Annotated in this window: 11 protein-coding genes; 4 read left to right on the plus strand and 7 right to left on the minus strand. The window is 66.3% G+C overall.

The features are described from left to right. From ACWELJ_RS29840 to ACWELJ_RS29865, 6 genes are all read right to left on the minus strand, one after another. Positions 1 to 951, minus strand: a 951-nt coding sequence (locus ACWELJ_RS29840; protein ID WP_452369445.1) for an MlaD family protein, incomplete at its 3' end; no start/stop codon positions are given. After that, the gene (locus tag ACWELJ_RS29845; RefSeq protein ID WP_452369446.1) at positions 948 to 2,360 is read right to left on the minus strand and encodes an MlaD family protein; all 1,413 of its coding nucleotides are present in this window, start codon (positions 2,358 to 2,360) and stop codon (positions 948 to 950) included. The genes ACWELJ_RS29845 and ACWELJ_RS29840, both read right to left, overlap by 4 nt. Before the next feature lie 8 nt (positions 2,361 to 2,368). Further along, positions 2,369 to 3,232 (minus strand): ABC transporter permease, encoded by an 864-nt coding sequence (locus tag ACWELJ_RS29850; RefSeq protein ID WP_452369447.1) that lies wholly within the window; start codon positions 3,230 to 3,232, stop codon positions 2,369 to 2,371. Position 3,233: 1 nt separating this feature from the next. Then, the gene (locus ACWELJ_RS29855) at positions 3,234 to 4,097 is read right to left on the minus strand and encodes an MlaE family ABC transporter permease (RefSeq protein ID WP_452369448.1); all 864 of its coding nucleotides are present in this window, start codon (positions 4,095 to 4,097) and stop codon (positions 3,234 to 3,236) included. Then, the gene (locus ACWELJ_RS29860) at positions 4,097 to 4,285 is read right to left on the minus strand and encodes a hypothetical protein (protein WP_452369449.1); all 189 of its coding nucleotides are present in this window, start codon (positions 4,283 to 4,285) and stop codon (positions 4,097 to 4,099) included. Before ACWELJ_RS29860 ends, ACWELJ_RS29855 begins: the two co-directional genes overlap by 1 nt. Further along, positions 4,286 to 4,510: a hypothetical protein gene (locus tag ACWELJ_RS29865; RefSeq protein WP_357287836.1), complete on the minus strand. Its 225-nt coding sequence runs from the start codon at positions 4,508 to 4,510 to the stop codon at positions 4,286 to 4,288. A 260-nt stretch (positions 4,511 to 4,770) separates the two neighbouring features. Here ACWELJ_RS29865 and ACWELJ_RS29870 point away from each other — a divergent pair, with 260 nt between their 5' ends. Next, on the plus strand, positions 4,771 to 5,673 hold the full coding sequence (locus tag ACWELJ_RS29870; protein ID WP_452369450.1) for an oxygenase MpaB family protein: 903 nt from the start codon (positions 4,771 to 4,773) through the stop codon (positions 5,671 to 5,673). Positions 5,674 to 5,715: 42 nt separating this feature from the next. Here ACWELJ_RS29870 and ACWELJ_RS29875 read toward each other — a convergent pair whose 3' ends face one another. Beyond that, positions 5,716 to 7,707, minus strand: a complete 1,992-nt coding sequence (locus ACWELJ_RS29875; RefSeq protein WP_452369451.1) for a glycosyltransferase family 39 protein — start codon at positions 7,705 to 7,707, stop codon at positions 5,716 to 5,718. Positions 7,708 to 8,042: 335 nt separating this feature from the next. On the opposite strand from ACWELJ_RS29875, the gene ACWELJ_RS29880 reads away from it, so the two are divergent. The 3 genes from ACWELJ_RS29880 (at position 8,043) to ACWELJ_RS29890 (ending at position 13,428) form a co-directional block, all read left to right on the plus strand. After that, a complete protein-coding gene (locus ACWELJ_RS29880; protein ID WP_452369452.1) occupies positions 8,043 to 9,398 on the plus strand; it encodes a sulfatase-like hydrolase/transferase in 1,356 nt (451 codons plus the stop codon). Positions 9,399 to 9,710: 312 nt separating this feature from the next. Next, the gene (locus ACWELJ_RS29885) at positions 9,711 to 11,195 is read left to right on the plus strand and encodes a hypothetical protein (protein WP_452369453.1); all 1,485 of its coding nucleotides are present in this window, start codon (positions 9,711 to 9,713) and stop codon (positions 11,193 to 11,195) included. A gap of 877 nt (positions 11,196 to 12,072) precedes the next feature. After that, a complete protein-coding gene (locus ACWELJ_RS29890; protein WP_452369454.1) occupies positions 12,073 to 13,428 on the plus strand; it encodes an alpha/beta hydrolase domain-containing protein in 1,356 nt (451 codons plus the stop codon). The last annotated feature ends 134 nt before the right edge of the window (positions 13,429 to 13,562 follow it).

Consider the following 13,562-nt stretch of genomic DNA (forward strand, 5'->3'; position numbering starts at 1 on the left):
CAGGGAGACGTCCAGGCTGCACAGGTACGCGTTGCCGTAGGCGCCGTAGCTGCTGAACCGCGCGACGCCATTGAGGACGTCGGGCAGTTCGACGGCCGCCTTGTCCAGCGACGCGCCATTGAGCAGCAGCAAGGCGACACCTGCGGAGGCGTCGGTCTGCGCGCGGGCCGCGCCGGGCTTCACCTGGGCGAGGATGCCCACCAGCGAATCCGTCGCCGTCGCAACGCGTTCCACCGACGATTTCAGCGTGCCGCCCTGTGCGTAGAGGGCGTCGGTGAGTGCCCGCGCCTGGGTGATCAGGGTTTCGAGCTCAGTGCTGCGGTGGGCCAGGCCGGAGATGACGCTGCTGAGATTGCCGATCACCTGGCCCAGGATCTCGTCGCGCTGACCGAAGGTCCCGGCCAGCTGCGCGGCCTGCGTCACCAGGGCGCTCAACGAGACGCCATTGCCCTGCAACGCCTGGATCAGGGTCTCCGACAGTGAGTTCACCTGATCGGGTTGCAGCACGCTGAACAGCGGCTCGAACCCCGACAGCAGGGAGGAGACGTCGAAGGACGGCTCGGTCCGGTCCAAGGGGATCTGGCCGCCCGCGGGCAGCGGCGCGCCCGCGTCCTTGCCCGGCAGCAGCGCGATATAGCGCTGGCCGATCAGGTTCTGGTAACGCACCAGCGCTTTCGTGGAGGTGGTGGGATGCTGTGTGGCCTCGATACGGAAGTCGACCCGGGCGCGGTAGCCGTCGGTGAAGTCGATCTTGTCGACCCGGCCGACCCGCACCCCCGCCATCCGGATGTCATCGCCGACCCGTAGGCCCAGGACATCGGAGAACACGGCGGAGTAGGAGTTGGTGGCGCCGGGCACCGTGCGTTGCAGGGTGGACCACATGGTGTAGGTGAGCAGGACCGCGACCGCGGCGAAGAGGCCGAAGCCCGCCAAGGCTTTTCCGGACTTCACGACGCGCCTCCCGTCTCGGCCGGGACCAGGGAACCGCCCGCGAGCAGGGGAGTGAGCAACAGCAGCTGGGCCGCGTCCGGCTGATGACCGACGATCGCGGCGATCGCGTCGCCGCCGCGCAATCCGGCGGGCTGGACGGCCTCCGGCGCGGGCTGGGTCGCGCTCGCCGGTGCCGTGAGCCCGGGGATCGCGGGCAGTCCCGGAATCGATGGAAGGCCCGGGATCGCGGGCAGACTCGGCAGGCCCGGTATCGCCGGTGTGGCCGCCGGCGTCGGCGCGGGCCCGGCGGCATTGAGCCAGGTGGGCAGCTGCTGCTGCGGGAACTGTTGCGCCGGAGCGGTATCCGGCACCGTCGACCCGCCGCAGCGTGGTCCGGCGAGCTCCCCATAGCGCGGGCAGTCCGCGGCCGTGTACTGCTGGAACGGCGTGAACGTCACGTCCATCCGCCACACCATCTGCTGCTTGGGCCCGAAGGTGAAGACGCCCCGCAACCGCTGCAGGGCGGTATTGAGGTTGGCGATGGCGAACGGGATGGCCTGCGGATCCTGCGCCAGGCTGCCGAAGAGCTGATTCAGTCCCGACACCAGGAACTTGCCGGACTCGGGATTGCGGGCGAAGAGCCCGTTCACCGTGTCCACCGCACTGCCGCCAGTGGTCAGCAGGCCGACCAGGGCCGCCCGCTGTTCGGTGAGGGTGCGCGCGGTGGTCACCGACTTCGCCAGGGTCCCCACCAGATCCGGGGCGGACTCGCTCAACGCGGTCGCCGCCCGGCCCAGATTGCCGAGCAGATCGCCGACGCCCTCGATGCCTCGCACCTCGGTGACCCAGCGGTCGAGCCGCTCCACCGTGGACCCGGGCACCCGCGCCGACGGATCCAGCGCCGCCGCCAGTGTCGACAGCACCCGGCCCAGCTTCTCGGGCTGGATGTTGTCGAGCACGGCGCGCAACACGTTGAGGGTGCTCTGCAATTGGACCGTCGCCGTGCTGGTGTCCTCCGGAATGGTCGCGCCCGCGCGCACAGTGTCCTTGGTGGCCGCGGTGTCCACCAGTTCGACCGCGGTGACCCCGAAGATGTTGTTCGGGATCACCCGGGCCGCCACATTGGCCGGAATCGTCTTCGCCACCACCGGTTTGAGGGCGATCGCGGCTTCCTGCCGCTCACCCTTGGCGACCACGGTCACGTCCTCGACGCGGCCGACGATCATGCCGCGGAACTTCACGTCGGCGTGGGCGGGCAGTCCGTCGCCGGTACTGGTGAGCACCGCGGTGACCGCCACCTTGTCCTCGAAGCGGCCGTTGTAGCGCAGCGCCAGCAGATACAGCAGCAGCGCGACCGTGCTGAGCAGCGCGAGCCCGGCCAGCGTGAGGTCGCGGGCCGTGGGGCCCCGCCCGCTGGGATCGAGAATCATCGAAACACCTATCCCGAGATGCGGAAGCCGGGGTCGATACCCCAGATCGCAAGGGTCAGAAAGAGATTGACGAAGACCATGACGACGATGACCATCTTGATGGCGCGTCCGGCCGCCACCCCGACGCCCTCGGGCCCGCCGGTGGCGACGAAGCCGTAGTAGCACTGGATGAACGTCGAGATCATCACGAACACCATGACCTTGAGCAGCGACCAGAACACGTCCGGTCCCAGCAGGAACTGGAAGAAGTAGTGGTCGTAGGTGCCGGCGGTGGTGCCGCCCAGAATCAGCACCGACAGCTTGGTCGCCAGATACGCCACCGCCAGGCCCACGCTGTAGAGCGGGATGATGGTCAGTGTCGAGGCGATCATGCGGGTGCTGATCAGGTACGGAAGCGGGCGGATGGCAATGGATTCCAGCGCGTCGATCTCCTCGGAGATGCGCATGGCGCCCAGCTGCGCGGTGAACCGGCACCCGGCCTGGATCGCGAACGCCAGGGTCGCGATGATCGGGGCCAGCTCCCGGGTGGTCGCGAAACCGGAGATCGCGCCGGTGAGCGGGCTCATGGTGAGCAGGTTCAAGGCCGTGAACGACTCCATACCGACGGTGATGCCGCCGAAACCGCACAGCGCCACCACCACGCCGATGGTGCCGCCGCCCACCACCAGGGAACCGTTGCCCCAGCCGACATCGGCGGTCAGGCGCAACACCTCCTGGCGATAGTGCCTGAGCACGAACGGAATCGCGATCAGGGCCTGGAAGAAGGTGATGACCTGATGGCCCAGGCGCTGATTGGCCTGGATCGGCACCGACACCGCGTTCGCGGCCAGGCGCACGGGTCTGAGCGCCGGGGGAGTGTAGGTACTGCCCATCTCACACCACCTTCGTCGGGAGCAGCGTGTTGTAGAGCTGGGTGAGCGCGATATTGGTGGCGAACAGCATCAGCGCCGAGCTCACCACCGCCGAGTTCACCGCATTGGCCACCCCGCCCGGGCCGCCGTGCGCGTGCAGGCCGATATCGCAGGCGATCACCGCGGTCAGCAGGCCGAAGATGGCGGCCTTGAGCACCGCGATCACCAGGTCGTTGGCCACCGCGAAGGACGCGAACGAGCCGATGAACGAGCCCGGCGTCCCCGACTGGGCGTAGACATTGAACATGTAGGCCGTCGCGAAGCCCACGAACACGATGAACCCGCACAGCAGCATGCTCACCAGCACCGCGGCCGCCAGCCGCGGCGCGACCAGCCGGCGCACCGGATCCACGCCCATCACCATCATGGCGTCGATCTCCTCCCGGATCGTGCGCGAGCCCAGGTCGGCGGTGATGGCCGAGCCGACCGCGCCCGCGATCATGAGCGAGGTGACCAGCGGCGCGCCCTGGCGGATGATGCCGAGCCCGGCCACCGCGCCGATGAAGGTGGTCGCGCCGACCTGATTCACCAACGCGCCCACCTGGATCGACACCACCACCGCGATCGGGATGGCCACCAGCACCGTCGGCGCGGCGGATACGCTCGTCATGAACGCGCACTGTTTGATGAACTCGCGGTACGGGAATCGCCGCCGCAGGATCGACACCACCAGCTGGCGTAGCGCGTCCCGGCCCAGTTCGACCTGCCGGCCGAGGGTTTCCAGGGACCGCTGCGGATGATCGCGCCACAACTGCCGGGCGCTGCGGGCGATCCGTTCCAGTTCGGAGGGTTCCGTTGTGGCGGACGGCTTTTCGAGTGTCGTCATCAGGCCATGTCCTCGAGGTAGCGCTGCAACAGCACCAGCAGATACCCGGCCACCGAGAGACCGGCGGCCACGGTGCACAGCACGGTCACCCACAGGCCCACGCGCAGAACGGGATTCACTTTCATACGCCCACCGAGAATCTTGATCGCGATGACCAGGAGGTCGATGAGCCAGACCAGCACCATCATCTACGTCATGCACACATTCGAGAAGGTGAGCACCGGCCAGCACACGATCGATCCGAGGAACGAGATGATCACGTCGAGGCCGTGCAACTGCTTCAGATGTGCGGTGTGGGTGAGTGTCCACACCACCCCCACCAGCCCGTAGGGAATGGCCAGGATGATCAGCGTCCCGAGGAATTCGGACACCTTCATCTCGTAGCTCAGTATGCGATCCAACCGTTTCAGCATCTTGCGAACGTCCTCTCACGTCCCCGCCCCGCGCCTGGTGTGCACGAGCTGCCGCAGCGACGTATGTTACTCACGATTCTCGCGAATGGAAGTCGATTCGGCGATCTTCTCCGGAGATGAGATTGCGGAGGTACAACATCTCACGCTGCACAAACGCAGTAACACGTAATGGATTAAGTTACTTGCAATTCCCCTCTTGAATCCGCACCGGCGGCACGGAATCATCAGTAACATAGCCCGCGCTCGATCGAAGGAGATCCATGACCATCGCGGCACCGCAGCCGGCCGGCGACGCCACGCTCACCCTCGAACAGACCCGCATCCACATCCCCGGCGTGCACCGCGCCGATACCAAACGCCCGCCGAAACTCGAGGATGCCCTGGACTTCTGGCAGTTCTCCGGCGCGGCCGCCAATGTCGCCATGCAGATGGCGCGACCAGGCGTCGGGCACGGCGTGGCCGACAGCAAGGTGCACTCCGGGGCGCTCATGGTGCATCCGTGGAAACGGTTGCGCACCACCGCTTCCTACCTCGCGGTCGCGATTCTCGGCACGCCCGAGGAGAAGGTCGCCTTCCGGGAGGCGGTCAATGTCGCCCACCGCCAGGTGAAGTCCGAACCCGGGGCCGCGGTCCGCTACAACGCCTTCGACCGCGACCTGCAACTGTGGGTCGCGGCCTGCCTCTACATCGGCTTCGAGGACTCCTATCAGCTGCTCAACGGGAAGATGAATCCCGAACAGGCCGAGGCGTTCTACTCCACCTCCGCGCCCCTGGGCACCACCCTGCAGGTCACCGAGGAGATGTGGCCCGCCACCCGCGCCGAATTCGACGAGTACTGGGTGCGCGCGTGCGCGCAGGTGGCGGCCGACGAGAAGGTCCGCGCCTTCATCGACGACCTGCTGCACCTGCGCATGATCCACTGGTATCTGCGGGTGAGCTTCGGCGGGCTGCTGCGCTTCCTCACCGTCGGCTACCTGCCCCCGTACTTCCGCGCGCAGCTCGGCGTGAGCTGGACCGCCGCCGATCAGCGCCGCTTCGAGCACCTGTTCGTGTTCGTGGGCTTCGTGAACCGGTTCATTCCCCGGTTCATTCGCACCGCGGGCACCCGCACCATGATGGCGAACGTGCGCCGCCGCCTGCGGGTGCACAAGGCACTGATCTGATCCTCGGGCTCAGGCCGATCCTTTAGCCACCGCGCATCGGGGTCATGCGGTGGTGGGCTGGGACAGGTCATACACGGTGCTGCCGCCGACGGTGATCGCGGTGAAGTGGGACTTCACCCAGGCCGAGATCTGGGAGCCGCTCGAATCGGCGTTGCCGCCCATGACCATTCCGCCGTCGAGGAAGTAGCGGATCTGACCCCCGGCGACGTAGGTCTGGAATTTCGCCAGGGTGGGGGAGTTGTCGCCGCCGGTGAAGCCGCCGATCGCCATGACCGACTTACCGGAATTCAAGGCAAGGCCCGCAGCCGAACCCGCGCCGATCGTCGCCGCCGCCCAGCGGGCGTCGCTCTGCTCGAGTAGGGCCACCAGCTCGGCATTGTTCGCCGATGAGAACGTCGGGACGGGCCCGTTGCCTTGCGCGTTGTCGCCGTCGCCGCCGGGCATGCCGCCTGGGCCGAAACTCTGGCCGGCGGCGGGTCCGGAGAGTGGATTGCCGCCGCTGTGTGGCTGGGCCGCGGTCGCGACCGCCCAGGCGCTCGCGCCACCGAGTCCGAACAGCACGCCGGCCATGGCGAGGACGGCGGCGTAGCGGCGGGATTCGCGGGTGCCGGCGATGACGGTCAGCGCCACCAGGATCGAGCCGATCAGCGCGGTCCAGCGCAGCCAAGGCAGCCAGTCCGGGGTGCGGTTCAGCAGCACGAAGGACCACGCGCCGGTGCCGGCCGCCATCAGGGCCAAGGTCAGGCGCGCGGCGGGATGGGCCGCGCACGACCATAATTCGCGCGCCGACAAGGCGACCAGTGCGCCGATCGCCGGGGCCAGGGCCACGGTGTAGTACGGGTGCACGATGCCGCCCATGAACGAGAAGGTCACCCCGGTGACCAGCAGCCAGCCACCCCACAGGACGATGGCCGCCCGGGTCGGGTCGGTGCGTGGTGCGCGGCGGGTGAGCCAGAGCCCGGCGGCCAGCCCGATCAGCGCGGCCGGGAGCAGCCACGAGATCTCGCCGCCCATCTCCGGATCGAAAAGCCTTGTGATGCCGGAAGATCCGCTGAACCCGGCGAATCCGGACATGCCCTCGGGCGCGTCGCCATTGCCGGGACCATGGGAACCCATATTGCCGCTCCCGCCGAAGATGCGGCCCAGCCCGTTGTAGCCGACCGCCAGTTGCCACAGGCTGTTATCGGTGGAGCCGCCGATGAACGGCCGAGAATCCGCGGGCCACACATCCACGAGGACGATGTACCACCCCGCCGAGACCACGACGGCGACGCAGGCCAGGACCAGTGCCCGGATCCGCTGTCGCAGTGGGCTGTTCGCGGCGATCAGGAAGGCCAGGCCGAGCCCGGGCAGGATCAGGAAAGCCTGCATCATCTTGGTGAGGAAGCCGAACCCCACCGCCACACCCGCCAGCATCAGCCACCCGGCCGGTGCGGACCACACCCGGTCGCCAGTGGCCTGAATGGCGCGCACCGTGCAGTAGGCCGCCGCGACGAGCAGCAGCACCAGCAGCGCGTCGGGATTATCGAAGCGGAAGATCAACACCGCCACCGGTGTCAGGCCCGCGATCACCCCGGCCAGCAGCCCGGCGCCCGGCCCGCTCAACCGCCGCACGGTGGCCGCGAGCAGCCCGACCGCCGCGACACCCATCAGCGCCTGCGGCAGCAACACCGACCACTGACCGAATCCGAGCAGCTTCCCGGCCAGGCCCATCGCCCACAATGCCGCTGGCGGCTTATCCACCGTGATGGCGTTCCCGGCGTCGAACGACCCGAACAGCAATGCCTTCCAACTCTTCGAACCCGCCTGGGCGGCCGCCGAGTAGTACTCATTGCCCCAGCCGGAGTTCGTCAGATCCCAGAGATAGAGCACCGCGGTCACCGCGAGCAGTCCGGCCAGCCCCGGACGCGCCCATCGGGGTTGGCCGGGCGGCCCGAAAACCACCCGGGCAAGCCGTGTTCCACCCCGCCCGTCCTCGCGCTCATCCCCTCGATCGGTCGCGGCCACCTCCGGCCGCCACGCAGTCGACGTCATATCGCATCCCTTCGCTCACCGCGACACCGTGATCGCGGCGCGGTCGTCGCAACGATCCTGTTCGCCGCGGCTCGGGTCGAATGGCGTGCGAATCTGGGAGTCGGCTGGGAGCACGGTGTGGACCCGCGACAGCGGCATCGCGGGCCGCGCGCCGACACGCACGGCGGTGAGGTCTCCGTAGAATCCGGTTTCCGGCGTGCTTCGGACGGTGCGGGAATTACGGGTGTGGCGATGGCCGGTGTGCAAATCTCGCCGGGGCACACTGGATCGCACCGAGATCTGATCTTGTTCGGAAGGTTTGGCTACGGCGGGCGGGTGAACGAGAAGGAGAGAGTGTGGGTGCGCCGAACATCCTGTTCTTCCACGTCGACAACCTCGGCTTCGGTGAGCTGAGCTGCTACAGCGGCGGCCCGTTCCGCGGGGTGTGGACCACCCGCATCGACGACTTCGCCAAGGAGGGCTTCCGCCTCACCAACTACGTGCCCGAGGCCCAATGCACCCCGACTCGCTCGGCCCTGCTGACCGGCCGCTACGCGATCCGCTCCGGCAACCACTCGGTCCCGCTCGGAGCACCGGCGGGATGGGGTCTGGTCGCGTGGGAACGCACCCTCGGTGACGTGTTCACCGACGCCGGATACCGCTGCGCGGTGTATGGCAAATGGCATGTCGGGGAAGGGTCCGGTCGCTGGCCGGTCGACCACGGATTCGCCGAATGGTCCGGTCCGCCGCGTACCTACGACGAAGCCCTCTGGCCCGACGATCCCTGGTACGACCCGGCCCGGGACCCGGTCAGCCGCATGGTCACCCAGAAAGCCGGCGATGCCGACGTCACCGAGGGGCCGCAGCTGACCCTCGATGTGCGCCGCGACGTCGACAGCGACTACCTCGAGCGCACGGAGGCTTTCATCCGCTCCGCGGCCGATGCGCGCGAACCGTTCTTCGTCTACTTCAACCATTCCCTCATGCACATGCCGGTCGTTCCCCGCGCGGAATTCGCCGGGCGCACCGGCAACGGCGACTGGGCCGACAGCCTGCTCGAACTCGACACCGACTTCGGGCGCCTGCTGGATCTGATCGACCAGCTCGACATCACCGGCAACACCCTGGTGGTGTTCGCCGGGGACAACGGTCCCGAAGAGATGCTGCCCTGGCGCGGGACGCCGGGCTACTGGGAGGGCTCCTACTTCGGGGGCGGCGAGGGAAATCTGCGCACACCCTGCATCGCGCGCTGGCCCGGCCATATCACCGCCGGGCAGGTCAGCAATGACATCATGCACGTGACCGATTGGTTCACCACGCTGCTGTCCGCGGCGAGAATCCCGCTGCCGGCGGACCGGGTCATCGATGGTCAGGACCAACTGGGCTGGCTCAGCGGGAACACCAGCGACTCCGCGCGCGACGGGTACCCGTACTGGAAGGGTGATCAGCTCTTCGGCGTCAAATGGCGCGACTTCAAACTGGTTCTCAAACAACAGAAGTACTCCACCGACGCCGTCGAGGACCTCCCGAGTCCACACCTGATCAACCTGATCACCGACCCGCAGGAACGCGAAGCGTTCAACTATCGCTACCTGCACACCTGGGTGATCACCCACATGGCGCGCATCCTCGGCGAATACCGGCAATCTATCATCGCCGAACCCCTCATCCCATCCGGCGCCCCACTGGACCACGTCCCGAACAGCAAGTGACACAAGCCGGATCAACCCGCTGAAGCACGGGCCGGACTCGGGCCCGACGGCGCGGTGCGCTCGCCATGAGCTTGCGTTTAGGACGTCCGGCCAGATGCTCTGCGGCAGAGGCGCATACCCGCTGCATGACAGGACCTTCGGCACTGTTCTCTGCGTTGTGGAACTGACAACCTGATTCTCCAGAAGACGGCAGGTTGACCGAGAAGTTCGTGCTGGATGCGACGCGCTGCCACGACACTCCGAACCACCCGTCACGCCACCAGTCGCGACAGCGATGAGGTGCGATAGGAGCGGCTCGCCCGGGAGGCGGACATGGGAATGGAAGTCGTTGTGGGTCTGGTGATTGCGTGGGCAATCGGCAAGGCTCGCCGCGTGGGGCAACGCATCGATGGTCTGACGGACGAAGCCCTCGATCGCGCCGTCGACAGGGTCTGGACTGTCGTCTCGCAGGCGCTCGGCGACGATCCGGCGGTCGAGCGGCTCGTCCGGGAAGCGCGCGATACGGGCACAGCCTCGGCGGAGGCGCGGCACCAGGCTCAAGTCGCTCTGGAAGCGGCGGCACGCCGTGACCCCTCGTTCGCCACGGCGCTACGGACAGCGATTGCTGACAACCACCCACAGTCGCCAACTGCTGTTGCTACCAGTCAAATTGGCTCGGCTGGCAGCATCGCAACCGGTCAGATCACAGCCGGTGGTTCGGTCCGTCTCGAGGCCACGAACAAGGTCGTGAACCGTGCGGTGAACTTCGCGCAGCAGAATCCGCGGTCGGTGCTAATCGGAGGTATCGGCTTGCTGGTTCTCCTGGCAATTTTCGCATCGTGCGTCGCCATCAAGAGAGATCAGCAGTCGGGAGCTCCGAATGTCCCGGCCGGGAGCCTCGTCACGTCAGCTCCAGCGACGGTACCGGCAACCACAACGTCTGCGGGGCTCAGCGGCATGCCATCGCACGGGCTCTTGACTGCGGCGCTCGGGCAGGACTACAAGTCTCTGGAGTATGGCGTATTGGACGTTGCAACGGGAAGCTATCTTCCTTTTAGGAAGTTCTCGACAACGACTGCGGCACAAATATCCGGCTACCGAGACGACGTCTCCCCGGACTGGAAACTGCTCGGAGCGACTATGGCGGTCGGCCGCGACACGCACGCAGGATGGATCGACACATCAGGAAATTTCACTGACGTCACAGCTCAAATTCTGAGGAGTGCTCCACCACGAAGTGACTTTGCAAAGCCGCTGATTCAAGCGGTCGCCGGTTTTGATAGTGCAGGTGCCTTTTATTTCGAAGATGAAACAGGAAAAGACGACGACACTGGCAGTACCATCTACCGGGTCCAGGTCGCGAACCCCTCATCGGCTGTTGAGTTCGCGCATATTGAAAGGGGCGCGCTCTGGTATCACCGCTACTACTGGAACTTGAACCACGATCTCACGCCTTTTTCCGCAAATCCTGATGTTTGCCCATCGGTGCGTGAAGTAAACGACTTTGTTTGGCTGGATCCGGATCGTTTCATCACTGCCGCGTACGGCGGCGGCGAGCTGTTGATATGGAATATTCATACCACTATGTGTCCTTGGGATACAGGTGGTCGTCAGTATGAGTCGACGCTGTTGTCCAACATGACTTCCTATGCTATTTCGGACCCTCGTATCAACCCGGCAAAAGACACGATTATGTTCTTCTCTGATACGCAGAATTTCGCGGGGATGTATACAGTCCCGTTGGCAGGTGGAACGCCGACCCGAACGGGTCTAACGAGGGCGCAGCTGCGGGATCATCGGATTGTCCGATGGATTTGATCGTTTGTTCCAGATCTATGGATGTTCAGAAGCGGCGGGTCTGTGCGATCTATCGGTGTGCGTTGATGACTGTCTCTGTCTTGACAGCGTGCAGCGGACTGGTTGCGGCTGGCTGCGCCAGTTCAGCGAATAATGGCGATATTCCGTCTGGCTCAGGTGGGTCTGTACCCTCCGCGCAAATCGTTACGTCGTCGGAGCCCGCGCATGCCACGGCGCGAACGACAACGGTCTCGGCATCTGATGCGTCAGGGTGTGCGGAAGCATCGATCACGACAAACCTGACCGCCGAGCAGTACGCTGCGGCCGTCGTTGATCTAGCTCAGCAACCCAGCAGTCCTCTGCTCAAGGGTGCCGTAGCGCTGACCGCAGACTCTGAGATGCAAGTGCTCCGCGATATTGGTACCGCAGACGTCATCTCGCAGACACCTGTAGGCGGTCAAGGTGACTTCGCTCGCAGGGTTTGCGCTAGTTTTCGGAAGCTACACCCCGAGTTGAGTTCTGGCGTGCCCAGCCCGTTCCTGTTGTTCTTAGGTTACGAGATATGCCGGGAAGCTCGAATACATCCTGGACCCGATGCATTCAAAGTGGGTGCCGCCCAGGCCGGCGCTGCCGACATCTACGCCGGAGCGCACGACAGGTTGTGTCCGCAGCTGTGAGCCTCCTCGGCAGTAGCTCTACCAGTTGCGCGCGACTCCATGGCTCGTAGACCGGCCGGCCGGCGAGTCGATGGGATTCGACCTGTCGCGTCCGGCTGGGGATGCTGGTGTGCTCGGCGAAAACGCTGGAGTGGCCCGCCCGGCGCTGGGTGGGCGCGAGTCCGGCGATTGTCCAAAAACCAAGCACTTGTTAGGGTTTCGAGGTGGAACTTTCCGGTCCTGTGGCAGGTCCAATCACCCTGATCTCGACGTTCTTCCCGCTGGCCGATGTCGGTTACATCGCCGAGGAGTACTTCGTGTCCGGCACAGCCGGGTCCTACCGCCTGAGCGGCTCGGCCGGTGACGACGGGGAGTGGGTGACCGAGCCGGACGGCCTCGCACCGTTCACGACCAGACTGGTGGTGTACCGGCCGATCGAGGGCTACTCCGGAACGGCGGTCGTGGAGTGGCTCAACGCGTCCTCGGGAGCGGACACGCCGCCGATCTGGCTGATGGCACACCGGCATCTCATCCGGGCCCGGATGGCCTGGATCGGGATTTCCGCGCAGTACGCGCCGATTCACGGCGGCAGCGTCATGGCCGCGGCGGCCGAGGGGGACGACACCTGGAACTCGGTGCTGCTTCCGCCGCTGAAGCAGTCGGATCCGGTACGGTACGCCGATCTTTCACATCCTGGCGATGCCTACTGCTACGACATCTACCGGCAGGCGGGAGAAGTGATTCGAAAACTGCAGCCGGGGACCCGGCAGCTGCTCGCGGCCGGGCAGTCGCAATCCGCGGCCACGCTCGTCACATTCGTGAATGCCATTGCGCCGCATGGCTCGCCGTACGACGCGTACCTCATCGACGGGCGGCCCGGCCGCCCTGCGACGCTGTCCGGTTCGGTGGATCCCGAGTCGCTGGACGGCGGTACGCGGGTGCGCGCGGATTCGACCGCGCCGGTGCTCGTGCTCCAAACCGAGACCGACGTGGTCGGTCTCATGCGCTCACTCGCCGCTCGCCAGCCCGACTCCGACCGGTTCCGGCTCTGGGAGCTGGCCGGCGCCGCACACGCGGACTCTTACACCGTCGGCGCATCGTTCACCGACTCGGGTTCGCTGACCGCGGAGGAACTGGTCGAGCGGATGGCGCCGCGCCGCAATCCGCTGGGCGTCGATTTCCCCGAGCCGATCAATTCCGGTCCGCAACATCACTACGTCGTGCAGACAGCCATCGCGGCGCTGTCCCAATGGGCGGCGGGCGGCCCCGCGCCGGCGCAGGCCGATCGGCTCACGGTATCCGCCGGGGAACCGGTGCTGGACGCCAACGGCAACGCACTGGGTGGCATCCGCACGCCGTGGCTGGACGTACCACTCGCGGTGCTGTCGGGGCTCGGGCAGGAGGGTGGCGGCCCGGCGATCATGTTCGGCTGCACGCGACCGCTCCCGGGTCCCCCACCGGACAACTACCTCCCAGCATTCCGAGCGGCAACCGACAAGGCGGTCGCGGCGGGCTTCCTGCTGGCCGAGGACGTACCGGAAATCCTCGCCACGGCAGCCGCGAATCAAGCTCGGATGTTGGCCACCGGGCCGATGTAGCAGCCGCTTTCGACCACGACGTCTCCGATCAGCACTGCTGACGGGTGGACGAACGCGTCGGCGGCGACAACCGGTATGACTCCGTCGATTTCATAGCTGGGCATACCCACTCCTCTTCCCCCGGGCGGCCCCGG

This window comes from Nocardia sp. NPDC004582, assembly GCF_053602115.1.